At 59.4% G+C, this 19,728-nt stretch carries 11 protein-coding genes and 1 CRISPR repeat array (1 of these 12 cut by a window edge); of the genes, 4 read left to right on the plus strand and 7 right to left on the minus strand.

Annotation, left to right across the window (positions count from 1 at the left end; genetic code table 11):
• Both CXU21_RS03640 and CXU21_RS03645 read right to left on the minus strand, forming a co-directional pair.
• A complete protein-coding gene (locus CXU21_RS03640; protein WP_102725092.1) occupies positions 1-3,870 on the minus strand; it encodes a glycoside hydrolase family 2 TIM barrel-domain containing protein in 3,870 nt (1,289 codons plus the stop codon).
• Between the two features lie 22 nt (positions 3,871-3,892).
• Complete coding sequence (locus CXU21_RS03645; RefSeq protein WP_102725093.1) at positions 3,893-6,028, minus strand: glycoside hydrolase family 2 protein; 2,136 nt, start codon at positions 6,026-6,028, stop codon at positions 3,893-3,895.
• A 323-nt stretch (positions 6,029-6,351) separates the two neighbouring features.
• Between CXU21_RS03645 and CXU21_RS03650 the strand changes: the two genes are divergently transcribed.
• Positions 6,352-7,443: a tyrosine-type recombinase/integrase gene (locus CXU21_RS03650; protein WP_102714112.1), complete on the plus strand. Its 1,092-nt coding sequence runs from the start codon at positions 6,352-6,354 to the stop codon at positions 7,441-7,443.
• 59 nt (positions 7,444-7,502) lie between these two features.
• Here CXU21_RS03650 and speA read toward each other — a convergent pair whose 3' ends face one another.
• Positions 7,503-9,440, minus strand: coding sequence for a biosynthetic arginine decarboxylase (gene speA / locus CXU21_RS03655; protein ID WP_102714748.1), 1,938 nt, complete (start codon positions 9,438-9,440; stop codon positions 7,503-7,505).
• A 23-nt stretch (positions 9,441-9,463) separates the two neighbouring features.
• Positions 9,464-10,666 (minus strand): carboxynorspermidine decarboxylase, encoded by a 1,203-nt coding sequence (nspC, locus tag CXU21_RS03660; protein WP_102725094.1) that lies wholly within the window; start codon positions 10,664-10,666, stop codon positions 9,464-9,466.
• Positions 10,667-10,889: 223 nt separating this feature from the next.
• On the opposite strand from nspC, the gene CXU21_RS03665 reads away from it, so the two are divergent.
• Positions 10,890-11,636, plus strand: coding sequence for a hypothetical protein (locus CXU21_RS03665; protein WP_146016698.1), 747 nt, complete (start codon positions 10,890-10,892; stop codon positions 11,634-11,636).
• A gap of 514 nt (positions 11,637-12,150) precedes the next feature.
• Here the strand turns inward: CXU21_RS03665 and CXU21_RS03670 are convergent.
• Positions 12,151-13,839 carry a sulfatase gene (locus CXU21_RS03670; RefSeq protein ID WP_257997349.1) on the minus strand — a complete coding sequence of 563 codons (1,689 nt, stop codon included), beginning with the start codon at positions 13,837-13,839 and terminating at the stop codon, positions 12,151-12,153.
• Between the two features lie 183 nt (positions 13,840-14,022).
• Between CXU21_RS03670 and leuS the strand changes: the two genes are divergently transcribed.
• Together leuS and rpe are read left to right on the plus strand one after the other, a co-directional pair.
• Complete coding sequence (gene leuS, locus CXU21_RS03675; RefSeq protein ID WP_102725430.1) at positions 14,023-16,596, plus strand: leucine--tRNA ligase; 2,574 nt, start codon at positions 14,023-14,025, stop codon at positions 16,594-16,596.
• A gap of 24 nt (positions 16,597-16,620) precedes the next feature.
• Entirely contained in the window at positions 16,621-17,274 is a 654-nt protein-coding gene (rpe, locus tag CXU21_RS03680) for a ribulose-phosphate 3-epimerase (RefSeq protein WP_102714118.1), read from the plus strand.
• A 304-nt stretch (positions 17,275-17,578) separates the two neighbouring features.
• Here the strand turns inward: rpe and CXU21_RS03685 are convergent, their stop codons facing one another.
• On the minus strand, positions 17,579-18,475 hold the full coding sequence (locus CXU21_RS03685; protein ID WP_102725095.1) for a phosphatidylserine decarboxylase: 897 nt from the start codon (positions 18,473-18,475) through the stop codon (positions 17,579-17,581).
• Positions 18,476-18,538: 63 nt separating this feature from the next.
• Positions 18,539-19,198: a tetratricopeptide repeat protein gene (locus tag CXU21_RS03690; protein ID WP_180972615.1), complete on the minus strand. Its 660-nt coding sequence runs from the start codon at positions 19,196-19,198 to the stop codon at positions 18,539-18,541.
• Between the two features lie 265 nt (positions 19,199-19,463).
• A CRISPR array of direct repeats spans positions 19,464-19,728; the repeat unit is 31 nt; unit sequence GTTTCAATCCACGCACCCGTGAGGGTGCGAC (it continues 703 nt past the right edge of the window).

Here is a 19,728-nt window from a genome sequence, read left to right on the forward strand (position 1 = left end):
TTACTGGGTAATAATATTCAGTTCAGCAACGGTGGCGCTTTGCTCGCCGCCCTTCACCGGGGAGCGGGCGTCCAGCTTGAAATAGCGGGCCTCCACAGGCTTGCCGAAGTCGATGCGCTGAACAGCCGGATCCTTCCGGATGTAATGGTAGGTGAACTGGCCTTTTTTCACTTCCTTCCAGTTCTGCCCGTCATCGGAAACGGAAAACGTGTACTGGCTGATGAGGCCCTTGTCCTTGTCCATTCTGGGCGTGTAGATGAATCCGGTGAACTTCATTCTGGTTCCCATGTCCACGGCAATGGAGTGGGGGAAGCCCGGCAGGCCGTTCGTATAGGACGTATGCCAGTAGGTATCCGGGTTCCCGTCAATGGCAAAGTGGGCGAAGCCGGTATCCGGCTCTTCCGAGGAAGCGCTCAGGATCTTCCATTCGCCCTGCCCCTTGATAAGGGGGAATTTCCGCTCGCCGGGAGACGTGGGAGGCACTTTGCCGGATTTCCCGGCGGCAGCCCAGGCCCTTACTTCCCCTTCGGGAAGCTTGAAGGGTTTCCGGTACGTTTTTTCCGGCCCCTTGTTGACGGAATACTTCATCTCCGTTCCGGGCGTGGAGGAAACCAGGCTGACCATGCCGTCCCCGTCCCGTTCAATCACGGGGGAATGGGGCACGCCCAGTCCCGCGCGCGCCAGGTTCAGCAGGGCGGACGTGGGGGCCAGCACAAAGCCCAGGGGGGTGGCTTCGCTCAGCGTCTGGTACTTCGCCAGGGGGCGCGGCCCGCAGGAGGAACCGCCCAGCCCCATCTGGAAGGCGTCCAGATTCACGATCACCTTGTCCTTCTCCGGCAGCCTGTCCAGGCTTTTGGCGTTGTTGAGCTCCTTCGGCGTATAACGCAGGATGGACACTTCCAGCGGGGCCCTGGGAGAAGCGGAGCCTACCCACAGCGCCGGAGCCGCCTTGGGTCTGGACAGGGCCACCCAGTCCGTCTCCATGCGGTTGCCCATGTCCTGGGGGCGGGAATAGGCGAAAAACATGTCGTCCACGGAAGTGCGGAACACGTCCTTCCAGCAGCACGTGCGGCGGTCCCGGTAATTGTCCCACGGCCCCAGCCCCAGGTATTCCACCTGGTCATAGGCGGCAGGCATCCCGAAGGTGACGCCCAGCCGCAGGAGCTCTTCCCCCTTGGCGGAGGGATACATTCTGACGGAGGCATTGATGACGCCGTTGCCGAACACCGTCCAGGCAACCTCCCCGGAGAAGGAAAGGTCGGAGCCTTTCGTCCGGAATTGCGCGGTAATGCGGGCCACGCCGGGGGAAATGACGGCGGCCTTCACATCGGAATACTCCGCCTTCATGTTCTGCATCTTCATCTTCCCCTCTACCTTGCTTCTGATCCAGGAGTCATTGTCCACCGGGGAACGGTACGCCTGGAGCGCCACCGGATAGCCGGGCAGAATCAGGTCCTGGCTGCCGTACCGGAGGGCGGAAAGCATGCCGTCCTTGAAGGAGGCGGAAAAGCCCTTCCCCTGCACCACCACGGGATCGCCCTGGCGCACGGAGACAGTGGGCAGCGCCGCCGGAGCCTTCACGGAAGCCTCCTTCTCCACGGCCGCCGGGAACCACTCGTAAGCTTCGCACTCGTCCGCCACATGCTCCAGTTGTTTGGCGGAAAGCTCCTTCACGTCTTCCGGGAGCTTGAACCGGGCATCCGCCAGAACCATCAGGGAGCCCGTCTGCATGGCGGCGGAAGGCAGTTTCACCGTCACGGACTTGCCGGGAGCCGCCTCCGGCAGAGCCATGCGCTCCACGGCATGCTTGCCGCCGGGCGCGAGGGACACCAGGTAAAGCGTATAGCCCTTCAACGGCTTGTGGAAATACTTGTTGCGAACGGTCAGGGAACCGTCCTTGCGGTCAAAGGCCATGTACTGGTACACCTTCTTCACCTCCTTCGTCTTGGCCGTGGTGTTCCGGTTGCCCAGAATGATGCCGTTGTCGCAGAAATTGGCCTGGTTGGGCCTGTCCCCGAACATGCCGCCGTAAGCCTGCGTCACGCCCTTGAAGGGAGCGGGCTTGTAAATGCCGTTCCCGGCAGGATTGGCGCGGAGGGACTGGTCCACAAAATCCCAGATGGCCCCGCCCACCATGCGCGGGGAGGACTCAAAGGCTTCCATGTACTCCTTGAAATTGCCCAGGGCATTCCCCATGGAATGGGCGTATTCGCACACGAAGAAGGGACGGGAAGTCTTCTGCTTCCCCCAGTTTTCCACCCGGTCCACGGGCGGATACATGGCGGAATCCATGTCCACGGCCTTGTGGCCGTGCGGGAATTCGCAGTAATGGAGGGGGCGCGTATCGTCATAGGCCCTGATGGCTTCCGAGGCCGCTTCAAAATTCGGCCCGTTGCCGGACTCGTTGCCCAGGGACCAGAACACAATGGAGGGATGGTTCTTGGAACGGTGCACCATGCTCATGTTGCGTTCCACATGCGCCTTCTTCCAGGAAGGCTTCCGGGAAATGTCCATGCCGCTGTTGCGGATGCCGTGGGCCTCGCAGTTGGCTTCATCCATCACGTACAGGCCGTAGCGGTCGCACAGTTCGTAGAAATAGGGATGGTTGGGATAGTGGGAGCAGCGGACGGTGTTGATGTTGTGCGCCTTGATGATCTGCACGTCCTTTTCCATCACCTCCCGCGGAATGGCGCGCCCGTAGTCCGGATGCGCTTCATGGCGGTTGACGCCTTTGAACTTGACGGCCTTTCCGTTGACCAGCACCGCGCCGTTATCGGCGATTTCCACGGAACGGAAGCCGATATTGACGGACCGGGGGTCCTTCCCGTTCAGGGAATAGGTCACCTTGTACAGGTTGGGCGTTTCCGCCGTCCACGGCTTCACGCCGGGAAACTTCCTGTCCAGAGCCACCTGAACCTCGCCTCCGGCGGGAATGGCGGGAATTTCCAGCGTGCCGGAATCCAGCCTGCCCCTGTTGTCCGTCTGCACGCGGCCGGAGCCGCTCGCGCCCTCCCAATTTAAATTGGTGGAAATCCCTTCAATGGAATAATCCAGCTTCATTCCGGCGGGAATATCCTTCTTGCCGGAATTGCGGATGGTGAACGTTCCGTCCAGCACCCCGGTCGTGTAATCCTTCCTGTCCAGCCCCGCCTTCAGGAACAGGTCGCGCACGTGCACCTGCGGCTGGGCGAACAGGGTCACGTCCCGGAAAATGCCGGAAAGGCGCAGGAAATCCTGGTCCTCCAGATAGGAGCCGTCGCTCCAGCGGTACACTTCCACGGCAATCGTGTTCCTGCCCGGCTTCACGTAGGGAGTAAGGTCGAACTCGCCGCCCGTGTAGGAATCCTCGGAATAGCCGACTTTGCGGCCGTTCACCCATACGTAAAAGGCGGACTCCACCCCGTCAAACCGGATCATCACCTGCTCCCCTTTCCAGGAGGCGGGGAGATTGAAATCCCGTCGGTAGGAGCCCACGGAATTGCGCTCCTTGTATGCCGGCCAGTTCCTGGGCGGTTCCCCCATCACCTTGGGGGGATTCGGCTTGAAGGGATACGGAACGTTCGTGTAAATGGCCGTACCATAGCCGTAAAGCTGCCAGTTGGAAGGCACCTTGACCGTATCCCATCCGGAAACGGAATAGGAAGGCTTGAAGAAATCGGCAGGCCTCCCGTCCGGCGTCATGGAAAACTTGAACTTCCAGTCACCGTTCAGGCTCAGCGTCTTGTCTCCCGCCGGGAGAACGGAGGCGCGGGGAGCCTCCTTGTTGATTCCCGTCACTTCTTCATTCTCCCAGTCCGGGGCTTCCCCCAGCAGGGGCAGCGCCGGAGCCAGGCACATCATGGAAAACAAAAATGCTCGTACCGTCTTCATCTCGGGTCAGGTGCTGGATTGCTTACTTGTACTTGTTGATGGACGGATCCTGATAGCGCTCGGAATCCTTCTTTCCATCCCCGCCTGAAGGCTTCAAGGTCCATTTGCAGGAATCCGTGTACGTTTTCCCGCCCATGGAGGCCGTGGCCGTGATGGTGTTGACGCCGGGCTTGAGAGTCACTTCAGGCCAGACGGCGCGCTTCAATTCATCCGGCTTGACGCTTCCCACGGCCTTCCCGTTGACGGCCAGCTTCACCGCGGGGGCATTGCTGTAAACCTTCACGGGCACCTTCTTCTCCGTGCGTTCCGCAAACCTGCGGGACGTGATGTACACGGTCGGCTGGGGGCTCCAGTTGGCCTTGTAGAAGAAATAGGCGTCCTTGGGCGTCTTGCGGTCATAGGTCACCAGCCCCTTGTCATTGATGCCGGGGCTTTCCCCCTCAAAGCGGGAGGCGGAACCGAAGTCAAACATGTTCCAGACGAAGGAGCCCCACACCTCCGGCCTCTCCCTGATGCACTTGTAATTGATCTCATGCGCCTGGGACTGCCATTCCTCCGGATGCCAGAACCCGGTGGGGGACGGCCTCTTGGCCGGATTCTCATGCATGCCCGTGCTGGCGCCATGGCCGTATTCGCTGACGGCGATGCCCATTTTGCCGCCGTAATCGCGGATGTAGCCGTTCAGGTTCCCCTTCATGGTTTCCGGGCCGCCCCCGTACCAGCCGGGATACGTATTGAACGCGATGTGGTCCGGAATATTGTTCAGCTTCTTGCGGCCCGGCTGGTTGCTGGCCCCCACCGTCATGCGGGAGGGGTCCGCCTCCTTCACGAACTTGTTCAATTCCGTCAATTCGGCATCCATGTCTACTTTGTTGGAAGCCTCCGGCTGGTGGCCGATTTCATTGAAAATGCCCCACATGCAGATGGAGGGGTGGTTCCAGTGCTGGTAAATCATTTCCCGGGCCTGGAGGCGGTTGTTCTCCCGGAATTCCGGCGTATCCCGCACCAGGTTGACGTTGGGCACTTCAGACCAGACGACCAGTCCAGTCTTGTCGCACAGGTCGTAAACGTTGGAAGAAGCGGGATAGTGGCCCGTTCTCAGGCCGTCCGCTCCCATGTCCGCAATCAGCCGGATGTCCCGCGCCTCATCCTCCGGAGAAAGCGCCCAGCCCTTTCCCTTCATGTCCTGGTGGCGGCTGACGCCCTTGACCTGCATGGGCTTCCCGTTCAGGACAAAGCCCTTCCCGGGATCGACAGAAACGGTCCGGAGGCCCAGAGGCTGCACTATTTCGTCCGTCTGGCCGTCCGCCGTCCTGATGGAAGTCTTCACCTGGTAGAGGTAGGGATTCCTGACTCCGTTCCAGAGCACGGGCTTGCCGATCGCCAGCGTTACGGGAACCTCCAGGTTCTTCTTTTCCCCGGCGGCGGCCTTCACCGTCTTTCCGGCCACCTTCCTGCCCTTCATGTCCAGGATTTCCACGGCTACATCCACGTCCCCCGCCTTCCCGTCCGAGTTCAGCAGGGTCTTCACTTCCACCTCCGCTTTGGACTTATCCAGGGACTTCGTCGTAATGAAGACGCCGGGGGAGGCGTAAAAGAGGGGGTCAATGCACACGCCGTCCGTTTCAATCAGCTCAATGGGCCGGTACAAGCCGCCGAACATGGAAAAATCCCCGCGCTGGGGCGCGATATGTTCCCGCTGCGTATTGTCCACCAGAACGGAAACCGTGTTGGTGCCTTGTTTCAGGAGGGGAGTGATTTCATAACAAAAAGCGGTAAACGCCCCCTCATGCCTGCCGGCAGGCTTCCCGTTGACGGAAACCTCGGAAACGATGCTGGCGCCTCCGCCGCGGATGAAATACCTCTTGCCCGGCCTGGGAGCCACCGGAAGAGTGCGGGAATAAACGGCGGGACCGCGCCGGTAGGCGTCGCTGTTGACGGACTTGGCGTCTCCGCGCTTCCCCTTCACGCCGTTCGCGGCATCCTCCGCATTCCAGGTGTGGGGCACCGTTACTTTCCCGGAAGAGCCTCCGTTGAAGCTGTAATCCCAGGAACCGTTCAGGGAATGGACTTCACGGGCATCAGCCGCCAGAATGGAACCCAGGGCACAACACAGCCCGGCACATGATACGTTGAAAGAGAGGATTCTGATGTTCATGATACAGTAAAACAGTATATCTCATACGTTCAGGCATGTAAAATATTTTCATCCTGCCGTATCTTTCTTCTCGGTCTAACAAAAATTTACCAACACCTAACGAATAGCATTCGTTTTGATATTCAACGCATGTGATCATGCTTTCTAACATTTTCGGTTCCTGCACCATCAGAAACTTTGATTTTCCGATCGGATCAAAGAAAACATAAGTTACAACATATCCTTGACGGATACGCGTTTTCCGATGGAAAGCATAAGTTTTCTTTACTATAAGGATGGCCTTTTTCATTAAAACCGTGTTTGTACAAACACGATGAACCTATATGAGAAAAGTACCGAAAACGAATAAACTAAAATATGTTGGAACCGCTCTTCTGGAAGGGGAATCAGTCACCCTGACCCAGGCGGCACGGCTGGTATTGGAAATCAAGGAAGCCCTGGGGGATGAAATCTGCACCATCAACCGGTGCAGGGAAGTTGTCACCCTGGGGCTGAACGCCATCAAGAACAAACACCATACCGTCAGCTTCGGGACGGCGGCCACGGAATGCCTGCGTTCCAAAAGCCACCGCCGCCCCCGGACGCTGACGGACATCAAGAGCATCATTCATAAACTCAAGAAGAGCAATCCGGAACTGGAGGAAACTCCCCTCAGGAACCTCACCGTGGAAGAATGCCAGAGCATTCTGATGAATACGTTCACCACGTCACGCCAGCGGCACAAGGCGCGGCTGATCCTGAGCGGAATCTTCTCCTTCTCTGTCAAGCGCGGCTGGTGTGATGAAAATCCCATCCTCCGCGTAGACACCCCCTTCCTGCGGGAACAGGAAATCCCGGCCCTGGGACTGAAGGACGTCACCCTGCTCCTCAAAACATGCATGAATGAATTCGACGGGAGCTGCGTAGCCGGAGCCGCCCTGATGATTTTTGCAGGCATCCGCCCGCAGGAAGTGGAGCGGCTGCTCTGGGAGAACATCGCCATCCGGGACGGCTGCGTGATTCTGAACTCCAAGCACACCAAAACCGGGGGCGCCCGGCATGTCACCATCCTGCCCGTTCTAGCCAAATGGCTCAAATTCTGCCGTGACAGAACCAAGCCGGGGCCGAATACGCCCATCTGCCCCAAGGGCTGGACGATCAAGTGGCGCAAGATCCGCAGGAACGCGGGCTGGGGCGGCAGAAAAAGATCATGGGTGCCGGACTGCCTGCGGCACACCTATGCCAGCTACCACGCCAAGCACTTCAAGGACTACAACCTGCTGCAGATGGAAATGGGGCACCGCTCCTCCTCACTGCTCCGCACCCGGTACCTGAACATGAAGGGCATTTCCCCGCAAACGGCCACGCGCTTCTGGGGACTCACTCCGGCCAAGGTGATTTCGGAAACGGAACCTCCGGAGGAACAGACGCAATAACGGAGATGGGACGGGGGCCCCGGCTGAGGCGCCTCCTCCCTTCTCAGGCAGGACGAACCCTATAATTCATAGTAGGTGTAGCCGTTCAGGCCGGAACGGAACACTTCCAGGGCCCTCCGGCGTTCGGACGGAGATATTTTCCCATCCGCCACCGCCTGTTCCGCAAACGTGCGGAACTTGTTGATCAGCTCCTTGGGGTCATACTCCACGTAGGAGAGGACGTCCGCCACGGTATCCCCCTCCACCTCATGCGTATAAACAGGGCGTCCCCCTTCCAGGTGCACGCCCACCACATTCGTATCCCCCAGCAGGTTGTGCAGGTCCCCCAGGGTCTCCTGATAGGCGCCCACCAGGAACACGCCGATGTAGTAATCATCCTCGCCGGGCTTGATGGCATGCAGCGGAAGCGCGGTAGCCACGTCCTCCCGGTCGATGAAATGGTCTATCTTCCCGTCGCAGTCACAGGTGATGTCCGCCAGCACGGCCTTGTTCGTGGGCCGTTCATTCAGGCGGTGCAGAGGCATCACGGGGAAAAGCTGGCGTATGGCCCAGGAATCCGGCAGGGACTGGAACAGGGAAAAATTGCCGTAATAAAAGTCCACCATGGAGCAGGAAAGCTCCCGGAGGTCTTCCGGAATGGTTTCCATCTCCGCCAGCATGCGGGAAATGCGGCTCAGGATGTGCCAGTAATAGGCCTCTCCCAGCCCGCGCTGACGCAGGGTGGCATTCCCGTAAAAGAACTGGGCGCGCAGCTGGTCCCGGTAATAGCAGGCGTCATTGTAGCACTCCTGCATATTCTTCCTGGCCAGGGTCCGGTCCGTATCCGCAAAAGCCTTCAGCAACTCCGGAGCATCCTCCGGCAAATCCGGGGGAGGTTCCTCGCCCGGCGCGCTGGTCACGTCCAGCACGTTAAACACCAGCACGGAATAATACGCCACCACGGCGCGGCCGGACTCCGTCACCAGCGTGGGATGGGGCACCTCGTACTTGGTGCACATGTCCCCCACCACCTCCACCACGTCACGGGCGAACTCCGCAATGGAATAGTTGCAGGAGGAATGGAAATTCGTCTTGGACCCGTCGTAATCCACGGCCAGGCCACCGCCCATGTCCAGCGTTCCCAGCGGCGCGCCTTCCTTCACCAGGTCCACGTAAATGCGGGCGGCCTCCGTCAGCCCCTCGCGGACCACGGAAATATTCGGAATCTGGGACCCCTGGTGGTAATGGAGCAGTTTCAGGCAGTCCAGGGAATCCATCTGCTTCAGCTTGTCCACCACATCCACCACCTGCGCGGCGTTCAGGCCAAAGACGGACTTGTCCCCCGCGGACTCCTGCCACAGGCCGGAACCCTTGGCCGCCAGCTTGATGCGCACGCCCAGATTGGGCCGGATGTCCATCTTCCGGGCTCGTGCCAGAATGGCGTCCAGCTCGGAAGGCATCTCCAGCACGATGAAAATATTCAGCCCCATTTTCTGGGCCGTCAGCGCCAGGTCAATAAACTCGTCATCCTTGTAGCCGTTGCAGATCAGGTAGGCGTTGGGATTATGCATGTGCGCCATGGCGGCAATCAGCTCCGGCTTGGAACCGGCTTCCAGCCCGTAATCATACTTGGTGCCGAACTCCGCGATCTCCTCCACCACCTGCCGCTGCTGGTTCACCTTGATGGGATACACGCCCTGGTACTTGCCCTGGTAATCCGCCTCCTTAATCGCCTTCCGGAAGCTCTCGTTCAGCTCCGCAATGCGGCTGCGCAGCAGGTCGCGGAAACGGAACAGCACCGGAACGGTGGTGCCGCGCTCATTCAGGCCCTCCAGCAGGTCGCACAGGCTGATGTCCTTCTTCCCGCCGTCCTCGTCATTCAGGCGTACGGTGACCTCCCCTTTCTTGTTAATCCGGAAATATCCGTTGCCCCAGTCGTCAATGCCGTACAAATCTGCGGAATCATGATGACTCCAGCCCCGGACTTTCTGCTTGATGCCTTCTTTGGATGCTGCCATGTCAATCTGTCTGGTCAAATGTTCTAGCCCAGGCGGGCCTCAAAATCTTCATAGGAAAAACGGCGTACCGTCTCCACGGAGCCGTCCTTCTTCTGGATTGCAATATCCGGATGGCGCACGCCGTTGAAAAACGTCGTTTTCACCATCGTATAATGCGCCATGTCGTCAAAAACAAGCTCGTCGCCCGCGGCAAGGGGTTCCGCAAAGGAATAATCCCCTATCCGGTCTCCCGCCAAACAGGTGGGCGCCCCCAGGCGGTACGTATGCGCGCCTTCCCCGGCGTTCCCCGCCAGGGCGTAGTTTTCCCCCTCCATCCGCACGGCGGGCTGCTGCCCGGAACGCAGGGAGGCGTTCTTTAAAATCTGGAACACGTCCGGACGGTAGGGCATCTCCAGCGTATCAGGCATATGGGCGGACGCGGAAACGTCCAGAATGGCATGCTCCACCCCTTCCGAGGAAAAAATATCCAGCACCCTGCACCGGAGCACCCCCGTATGAATGGCGGCGGCTTCCCCCGGTTCCAGCCATACGTCCACGCCGTAGCGCCCGCGTATGCCGCGGATAAGCTCCACTAACAGCTTCCGGTCATAACCGGGCTTGGTGATCCAGTGGCCGCCGCCCATATTCAGCCAGGTAATCTCCGGGCGGGACAGGATGTGGCCGAAGTGCCGCTCCACCGCGCCGAGCGTAGCCGCCAGGTCATCCGCCCCCTGCTCGCACAGGGTATGGAAATGAAGGCCGGAAATGCCGGTCAAATCAGCCTCCTGCATCACATCCGGCGTAACGCCCAGGCGGGAGCCGGGCGCGCAGGGATCATACAGGGGCTTATGCCCGGTGGAAAAACGGGGATTGACGCGTAAGCCGCACTTCAGCTCTCCGGAAAGAAAGCGGGGATGCCGCATCACCTCCTCCCGGAAACGGGCCCACTGCGTCAGGCTGTTGAAATCAAGGTGGCTGGAAATTTCCGCCAGCTCCGCCACCTCCTCCGGAGCATACGCCGGAGAATACGTCAGCACGTGTTTTCCGAACCTGCTCCGGGCCAGCCGCGCCTCCCACAGGCCGGACGCGCAGCAGCCGTCCAGCAAGGGCTCCAGGATATCAAAACAGGGCCAGCAGGAAAAACCTTTCAGGGCCAGCACGATGCGGCACCCGGCTGCCTCCGCCACGTCCCTCAGGATAAGGGCGTTGCGTTCCAGGGCAGACTGGCTGATGATAAAGGCGGACATGAAGCAACGACAACCTAAGCGATTCCCAACGATTTGCGAGAAAAATTTGAGTAATCCCCCATCATACCTTCCGGGAGGCGCCCCGGAGCCTCCCGGTCCGGCAAAGCCCGCTCCCCCTATCAAACGGAAATGTTAAAAAACGCCACAAATCGCCTCTTCCTGCATTCTTTTCCTTGAAATGGGATGTGTTTTCCTCTTTTATAACGTAACCATTGCGATTGCCATGACTAACATTCATCCCTTCACCACCGCAGCAGCCTGCCTCCTGACCGTCGGAGCAGCGCTCTTCACCAGCTCCTGCCAGCCTACCTCTCCGCAGAGCTACGCCCGTCAATTCGCTACCGCCCAGAACGTCTCCGTACACGGGTATAACGGCCGTGAAACGCTGACCAGCAGGGTTTATGCCGACTGGGGCGGCATGCCGGCCAACGCGCGCCGCGCCATGGAGGAATACATCAAGGGCGCTGAATGGAAGACGATGGACTACATCCGCCCGCAATACTTCATCCAGGTGGACCGCTCCTACTGGGCTCTCTGCATTGACAATGACGGCAACCTCATCGGCATCGTTCCCTTCCGCAACGGCAGGGACGCCCGCAAGATGTCCGTCAACAACCACTTCAAAATGCTGGTCAACACCACGGACCAGGCCCCGGCCCTGGGCTATGCCATCCTGAAAAACCTGGCTTATGCGGATGGACTGCGCGTCAGCACCCGCAAGGCTGACGGCCTGAACACGCCTGTTCCGGCGCCGCCCGCCGTGAAGGTGGTTGTTCCGCCCAAGGAAGCCGCTCCGGCAGCCGGAGCCGCCAAGCCTGCGGCCGCACCTTCCACGGAACCCGCCGCTACGGAAGAAACGCCCGCCGATGATGCAGACTCCACCGGCACGGAAGAAACGCCCGCCGCGGATAACACTGCTGAAGACAGCGATGCCACGGCGACGGATGACGCCGCTACCGACGACTTTTAAGATGCCTCCCCCCTCCGGGGACTACATACCTCCATTTCCATCACGCTCCGCCGGCACGCACGGCGGGGCGTTTTTTATCCCCATTCTTCCGGAACAACGGCAAGTTTGCTCTTATTTTAAACCATCCCTGTCGTGGGAAAGCGCCTGTGAAGCTTGTAAATAGCCCGGTTCGGAAGTGGCCTGCGCTTACGTAAGCTTGAATGAAAAGCCTCCGGCCCCCGTTCATTCCGGGTTACGGAAAAAACCACGGGAAAGGAGGATATTCTTCAGGTCTCAATCTGCTCCGCCAGCGGAGGAAAACCGCCCGCAGGGAAAGACGCAAGGAACGCACTCACATGTTTAACCCGCAGGAACGCGCATCACCCCTAAAAACCCTTTACCGGACGCTCCGCCCGGCGGAAACGTCAAAAAGCCGGATGCCCTGCCAAAAGCAGGGCATCCCAATTCGCGCCCTCTTCACCGGAGGCCATTCGCCGGACCTGGTGAAAAGGAAACCGCAGACTGTGGCGGAATCTCAATTCCCGCTCTTCTTCACCTGGTCGGGCCACGGAACGGAGCTCCCTTCCGGCGCGCCCAGCTCGTTGCCCTTCTTGTAGGTAGGCATCTGCGCCTTCCGCTCCCGGAGCAGCTTGCCCATGGCGGCGGCCATTTCCTTCAACTTCCGCGGCTCTTTGGAAACCAGGTTTTCCTTTTCGCCGATATCCTTCTTCAAATTGTACAACTCGAAGCTCTGGTCCCCGTGACGGTAAATCAGCTTCCAGTCCCCCTGGCGCAGGGCGGTGGAAGCGCCGTACTGAGGAGCCTGGCGATTGTTTTCCCCCCAGTTGTTGGGCTGGTGGAACAGCAGGGGACGGTCCGCGGGGAACCGGGCGCCCTTGAGCAGCGGAACCAAGCTGAGGCCGTCCAGCTTCTGCGGAGTCTTTGCGTTCCGGCATCCGGCTATATCCAGCAGAGTCGGGAAAAAGTCGTCAATAACCACCGGAACGGCACACCGGGAACCGCCCTTTGTCACGCCCGGCCAGGAAACAATCATGGGTTCCCGGATACCGCCCTCCATGCACGACCCCTTGCCGAAGGAAAGGGGGTAATTGGCATCCTCATTGCCCAGCCTGCCGGAAATGGCCAGGCCGCCGTTGTCCGACATGAACACCAGCACCGTATTCTTGTCCAGATTGTGCTCCTTGAGGTACTTCATGATATCCCCCAGGCTCTTGTCCATGCCCTCAATCAACCCGGAATAATGCTTCTCCACCGGGGACCACTTGTGCCCGTCCTCCGGATTCTTGTAGGAATCCGCAAACCTCTTGTCATAGGCGCGTTCATCCAGCGGAGCGTGCAGGGCGTACTGGGCCATGTACAGGTAAAAGGGCTTGTCGGCCTCCTTCGGATTGGTCCTGATGGCTTCCAGACGCTTGATGGCCTCCTGGGTCAGGGCCTCCGTCAGGAACACATCGTCCTGGTAATAATTATTCTCATCCAGCCCGCGCACATGGTTGAACCCCTTTCCGTAATGCTTGGAACCGCGGTAATCCGCCGGGTGGCCGATCTCCGTACCTGCGATATTATAATCAAACCCCATGTTCAGCGGATTGGACCCCGGCGTTCCCTGGGTGCCGAAATGGGCCTTCCCGCAGTGCACGGTGACATAGCCGCACTTCTTCAGCATCGCCGGCAGCGTGACCGCCGTGGCGAAGGGGCGCGTCATGTTATAACGTATATCCTCCCCGGAAATGGGGCGTTTCGTCGTTCCACTGGCAGGAATCCCGACCGGCTGGAGACCGTTGAGGGCCCAGTCCGGCGGCTGGAGGCTCTTATTGTTGCGGTCCGTCGTCCCGTTCTGCTCCCGCACCCAGCAGGTCACGCGGTGCCGCGCCGGATTCATGCCGGACATCAGGCTCACGCGGGAAGGCGTGCAGAGGGGGTGGGCGTACGCGTCCGTAAACGTCATGCCCTGGGCGGCCAGCTTCTCCATGTTCGGCGTGCGGTAGCGCTTGTTCAGGAACGTCTTCTTCGGATTGCCGCGGCTGTCGGACCAGAACGGATGGGACGTATCCTGCCAGCCCATGTCATCCACCAGGAAAACGATGATATTGGGCTTCTTTCCGGAGGAAACGGGGTGGGAAACATTGCCCTGGGCGGATGCCCCGGCAAACAGGGAAAACACGCCGCAGGCGGCGGACAGGAGACAGGCAGTGAACTTCATGGTTGCAATTATTTAATACGATCGGCAAAATCCTTTCAACCTAAAAGTACGCACAGTCAACTTCTGGTCTTTCCACTTTTTTCCGGAAAACGCTCCCATGCCCCCGCAAGCACTGAAAGCGCTTGCGCACCGCCGGGTTTAGGCTTGATTGGCCCGCAGGCGGAGTATACATTCCTCCCCATCATGTCCGAGCGCAAGAAACCATATCCCTTTGACGTTTTTGAACCCAAATGGCAGCAGATCTGGGACGAAAGAAAAACCTTTAAGGTAAACAATCCCGGAGAAGAGGGCTTTGACGCGTCCAGACCCAAGTACTACGTGCTGGACATGTTCCCCTACCCCAGCGGCGCGGGCCTGCATGTGGGGCATCCGGAAGGGTACACGGCCACGGACATCGTGGCGCGCTTCAAGCGCATGAACGGCTTCAACGTGCTGCATCCCATGGGGTGGGACTCCTTCGGCCTTCCGGCGGAGCAATACGCCATCAAGACCGGGCAGCACCCCTCCGTCACCACCTTCCAAAACATTGACAACTTCCGCCGCCAGCTCAAGATGCTGGGCTTCTCCTATGACTGGGACCGGGAAATAGCCACGACGGACCATGAATACGTGCGCTGGACCCAGTGGATATTCCTCCAGCTCTACAACTCCTACTACAACAGGGAACTGAAAAAGGCGCGCCCCGTCTCCGAACTGGAGGAACAGGGGCTGAGCCGCGAGGAAATCGACCAGCGGCGCCTGGCCTACGTGGCGGAAGCCGCCGTGAACTGGTCCCCGGACCTGGGCACCGTGCTGGCCAATGAGGAAGTGGAGGAATGGAAATCCAAAGGCCACCATGTGGAACGCCGCCCCCTGCGCCAGTGGATGCTGCGCATTACGGACTATGCGGAACGCCTGATTGACGAACTGGAGCCCCTGGACTGGCCGGAATCCATCAAACTGCTTCAGCGCAACTGGATCGGCAAATCTGAAGGGGCGGAAGTGGACTTCACCCTGGGCGGGGAAACCATCACCGTTTACACCACCCGGCCGGATACCCTCTTTGGCGCCACTTATATGGTCCTCTCCCCGGAACACCCGCTGGTGGATTCCGTCACCACGCCGGAACAAAAGGAAGCCGTGGAACAGTACCGCAGCCAGTGCGCCACCAAGAGCGACCTGGAACGCACGGACCTGTCCAAGGAAAAGACGGGCGTCTTCACTGGCGCATACGCCGTCAACCCCGTCAATGGGGAACAGGTTCCCGTCTGGATTGCGGACTACGTGCTGATGGGCTACGGCACCGGAGCCATCATGGCCGTCCCGGCCCACGATGAGCGTGACTTCGCCTTCGCCCAGGTCTTCGGCCTCCCGGTGCTCCAGGTGGTCCAGCCCCCCAGTGAAGACATTGACTGGCGCGGCTTCTGCGGCTATGAAGGCACCAGCGTCAACTCCGGTTTCCTGACCGGACTGCCTACCCCGGAAGCCAAGGAAAAAATGACACTTTGGCTGGAAGAAAACGGCAAGGGCCGCCGCAAGGTCAACTACAAGCTGCGCGACTGGCTCTTCTCCCGCCAGCGCTACTGGGGCGAACCCTTCCCCATTGTCTGGGAAAACGGCCACCACCGCGCCCTGCCGGAGAACGAACTCCCCCTGCTCCAGCCTGATCTGGACGACTTTGCCCCCACGGGCGACCCGCGCGGACCGCTGGTCAAGGCTACGGAATGGATTGCCTACACCCCCACGGCCCACCGTGAAACGAACACCATGCCCCAATGGGCCGGCTCCTGCTGGTACTACCTGCGCTATCTGGACCCGGAAAACACGGCACGCTTCGTCAGCCGGGAGGCGGAACAATACTGGATGGGCTCCACCGGAACCCCCGGCGGCATTGACCTGTACGTGGGCGGCACGGAACACGCCGTGCTCCACCTGCTCTACGCCCGCTTCTGGCACAAGGTCCTCTTTGACCTGGGCCACCTCAGCACCAATGAACCGTTCCAGAAACTCGTCAACCAGGGATTGATCCTGGGAGAAGACGGACAGAAAATGTCCAAATCCCGCGGCAACGTCGTCAACCCGGACGACATCGTCCGTGAATACGGAGCAGACTCCCTGCGCATGTATGAAATGTTCATGGGACCGCTCAAGGACGTGAAACCCTGGGCCACCAAGGGAGTGGAGGGCATCTCCCGCTTCCTGGCCCGCGTCTGGCGCGTGGCCTTCCGTGAAAACCAGGAAGGCGAATGGGAAATCAACCCCAAGCTCACGGACGGCGCCGCGGAAGCGGACGTGCTGCCTGTGCGCAAGGAACTGCACAAAACCATCCGGAAAGTGACGGACGACATCAACGAAATGTCCTTCAACACCGCCATCGCCAAAATGATGGAATGCACCAACGCCATGACCTCCGCGGACGTGGTGGACGTGCAGGACTACGACACCTTCCTGACGCTCCTGAACCCGTTTGCCCCGCACATCACGGAAGAAATCCACAGCCTCCTTCAAAAACGCTTCCCCGCCCTGGGGGAAACGCAGCTCTGCCAGAAAAACTGGCCCGCCTGTGATGAAGCCCTGCTGGTGGAAAACACCATCCCCATGGTCATCCAGGTAAACGGCAAGCTCAGGGACAAGCTGGAAGTGCCCAGGGACATCTCCCGTGAAGAACTGGAAAAACTGGCTCTGGACTCCTCCAAGGTAAAAGTCTTCCTGGACGGCGTCACCGTGCGTAAAGTAATTGTCGTGCCCGGGCGCCTCGTCAACATCGTCGCCAACTAAAACCTCCGGAAAGAACACACGACCATGACCATGATCGCCCCGTCCCTGCTGGCGGCAGACTTCTCCCGCATCGGGGAGGAAGCGCGCCGCGCCTTTCACTCCGGAGCAGACTGGCTGCACCTGGACATCATGGACGGCCACTTTGTGGACAACATCTCCTTTGGCCCGGAAATCTGCGCCGCCGTCAGAAAAGCGGTGGGGCCGGATCACTTTCTGGACGCGCACCTGATGATCGAACGGCCGGACCACTACTTTGACCGATTTGTCAAAGCGGGGGTGAACCTCATCTGCTTCCATGTGGAGCTGGGGGACGAATACTACATCCGCGACACCCTGCGCCGCATCCGCAAGGCTGGCGTAAAAAACGGGCTGGCCATCAACCCGGCAACGCCCTTTGAGGCGGTCGCCCCCTTCCTGGGGGAAATAGACCTGCTGCTGGTCATGTCCGTGGTTCCGGGCTTTGGCGGACAATCCTTCATGCCCTCCGTGCTGGACAAGGTGGAAAAAGCCGCCGAATGGCGAACGGAGCATCAGGCGGAATTCCTAATCCAGATGGACGGAGGAATCGGCAAAAACAATGCCGCGCAGTGCGCCCTGGCGGGAGCGGACGTGCTCGTAGCGGGTTCCTCCACCTTCAAGGCTCCGGACATGGCCCGCGCCATTGCGGAAATGAAATAACCTGCGGCGGGACTGCCTGTCATTCCGAAACATCAAAAAATCCGGCACTCCCACGGGGGATGCCGGATTTTTTCACTCATGACTCTTTAATCAGGCTCTGCGGCGGCGTAGCATCAATGCAGCCAGTCCGGCAGGCCCAGGGAGGCGGCAGCCGGTTCCGGAAACAGCGCGGACGGCGTTACCTCCGCCCTCCACGCCGGACTCCATACGGAATTTTCCGTACGGGTAAAATCTGTATTTTTATACAAAAAGCAGCGGATTACAAATCCGGGAAGAACGACTCATACCCTTCCCTGATCCGCAATTACCGCACAGCCGTCCCCATCGCATCTCCCTGACGGGCAAACAACTCCATCCCCTCCGCCGTCTTTTCCAGCAGGTCGGCAGCCAGGCTAATTCTGCCCGGCTCAAAAAAGCACATCACGGTGGAGCCGCCAAAGGCAAAATACCCCTTCTCCGCTCCCCGGAGAGCAGGAACTTCCGGAAAATACGTCTCCTCAATCCGCCCCACGCCGGTGGCCCCCACCTCCAGCATGGCCACCTGCCCCCATAACTCTGACTGGATCAAAGTCAGATTCCTCTTGTTAGTCCACAGCCACGCCAAACGATGGCGCAGGCAATACGGAGACACGCTGGCCAGCGGACCGCCCAGCCTCTCCCACGGGCCGGGCACCCCGGACACCGGAAAATGAAAGCGGTGATAATCCGTAGGGCACAGGCGGGACAGGACAATGGCGCCTTCCGCATACCGTTCAGCCAGGGCCCCGCTCCCCAGCAGGCCCGGCAGGTCAAAACTCTGCCCCTTCACAAAAACGCCTCTGATCCGGTCGGCGCGCTCCCAGCCCATGTGCCGGGCGTCAGCCGGAAAAACAGCCGTTTCCTCCCCTCCGGCCAGGGGACGCGCGCCCGGCTTCAGGCGCCTGTAGAAAAAATCGTTGAAATGCCTGAACTCCGGAATACCCTTGAGGGACTCCTCCATATTGATGCCGTACTCCTTCACAAAAGCGGGAATGGAACGCGCGCTAGAAGGCCGGTTCTTCATCCACCCCAGCAGGGAGGAAAACACGCCGCGCTTGATCAGGACATGCAGGGCCGCCCTGCCCGTGGAAGTGCCGTAAATCCATTGCAGGTACCTCTCTCCCAGCACCTGTTCCCGTTCTTCCGTGCCCGTGTAGCGGTTGTAATAGCGTATGCCCTCCATAAAGCGCCTAGAGTGTCGTCCGCCTCCCGTTTTGTCCAGCCGAAAGACGCTCCCCCCGGCTTCCTATTTCCCCGGTGCACGTTCCAGGCCGTCCCCCTCCGCGGAATCCTTCTTCTCCGCCGCCCGGTCATACCACTCCTGGGCAAGATCCAAATTCCGGGAAACTCCGTTGCCGTGTTCATAGCAGGCGCCCAGCAGGTACTGGGCATCCTTGTCATCCCCCTGCGCCGCCTTCCTCAGCCAATGCATGAACAAATCCTCATTCTTCTCCACCAGTCCTCCCTCCCGGTACTCCAGCGCCAGGGCAAACATGGCATCCGGTTTCCCCTCGGCCGCCGCGCGCTGCAGCCAGTGCAGGGCCTCGGCATCATCCTTCTCCACCCCCAGTCCTTGATGAAAGCAATCGTAAAGGTAAAAAGCCGCGTCCCTGTCTCCCGCCTCCGCCTCCTGTTTCAATCCGGGCAACGCCTTGTGAAACCACTCCTCCGCCCGGTCCGGGTCCTTCTCCACGCCATCCCCCTTCTGGTAAATGCGCCCCAGCTGGAACTGGGCGGAGGGGTGGCCTGCCTCCGCCTCCCGGACCATCTTCCGCTTCCATTCCTCCATGGACTTCTTCAGCCTCCCGCTTCTCCATTTCAGCGCAGCCAGAAAAACAACCGCTACCAGTATCATCAGCAGAATAGGCGCCCATTCCAGAAAATCATTCAACCAGTCTGTGTGCATTTTATCTCTATATTGGATTCCTCCCGCCTTATCCATCACAAACTGTGAACGCGGAAAAATGCCCCATGCCGCAGGAAACTCTCCGAATAACTTCTCCTTTTCTAAAAACAGGCTGTTCGCGCCTCATCATGAAGCTAACGGAAACACCTCCATATGGTCCACAGAATCTTCTCCTTAAATAGAAACAATCAACAAATAACCAGTTAAATCCATTTTTTGGAACAGAGAGGATTCTCTATTCAGTATCGTCAAGTATACACCTTCAATTTCATCCTGCGCACCCATGAGGGTGCGACCTGGAAAAACTTCCGGAGAAATCCATGGTCCCCAGTACTCCCACTGCCGGTTCAAATTGTCCAGTTTCAATCCACGCACCCGTGAGGGTGCGACCGCCTGGTAGTCGTCGCGCTTGATGGCAGCCAGGTTTCAATCCACGCACCCGTGAGGGTGCGACTTTCGTGCTTGTCAGTGTTGGCCTTATAACCATGTTTCAATCCACGCACCCGTGAGGGTGCGACCTGAAGAATCCA

Source organism: Akkermansia muciniphila (assembly GCF_002884975.1).
In the GTDB taxonomy this organism is placed as follows: domain Bacteria; phylum Verrucomicrobiota; class Verrucomicrobiia; order Verrucomicrobiales; family Akkermansiaceae; genus Akkermansia; species Akkermansia muciniphila_C.

Coding starts and splice junctions, on each gene's coding strand:
- CXU21_RS03640 (WP_102725092.1), bottom strand. CDS start 3,870: ATGAAGACGGTACGAGCATTTTTGTTTTCCATGATGTGCCTGGCTCCG.
- CXU21_RS03645 (WP_102725093.1), bottom strand. CDS start 6,028: ATGAACATCAGAATCCTCTCTTTCAACGTATCATGTGCCGGGCTGTGT.
- CXU21_RS03650 (WP_102714112.1), top strand. CDS start 6,352: ATGAGAAAAGTACCGAAAACGAATAAACTAAAATATGTTGGAACCGCT.
- speA (WP_102714748.1), bottom strand. CDS start 9,440: ATGGCAGCATCCAAAGAAGGCATCAAGCAGAAAGTCCGGGGCTGGAGT.
- nspC (WP_102725094.1), bottom strand. CDS start 10,666: ATGTCCGCCTTTATCATCAGCCAGTCTGCCCTGGAACGCAACGCCCTT.
- CXU21_RS03665 (WP_146016698.1), top strand. CDS start 10,890: ATGACTAACATTCATCCCTTCACCACCGCAGCAGCCTGCCTCCTGACC.
- CXU21_RS03670 (WP_257997349.1), bottom strand. CDS start 13,839: ATGAAGTTCACTGCCTGTCTCCTGTCCGCCGCCTGCGGCGTGTTTTCC.
- leuS (WP_102725430.1), top strand. CDS start 14,023: ATGTCCGAGCGCAAGAAACCATATCCCTTTGACGTTTTTGAACCCAAA.
- rpe (WP_102714118.1), top strand. CDS start 16,621: ATGACCATGATCGCCCCGTCCCTGCTGGCGGCAGACTTCTCCCGCATC.
- CXU21_RS03685 (WP_102725095.1), bottom strand. CDS start 18,475: ATGGAGGGCATACGCTATTACAACCGCTACACGGGCACGGAAGAACGG.
- CXU21_RS03690 (WP_180972615.1), bottom strand. CDS start 19,198: ATGCACACAGACTGGTTGAATGATTTTCTGGAATGGGCGCCTATTCTG.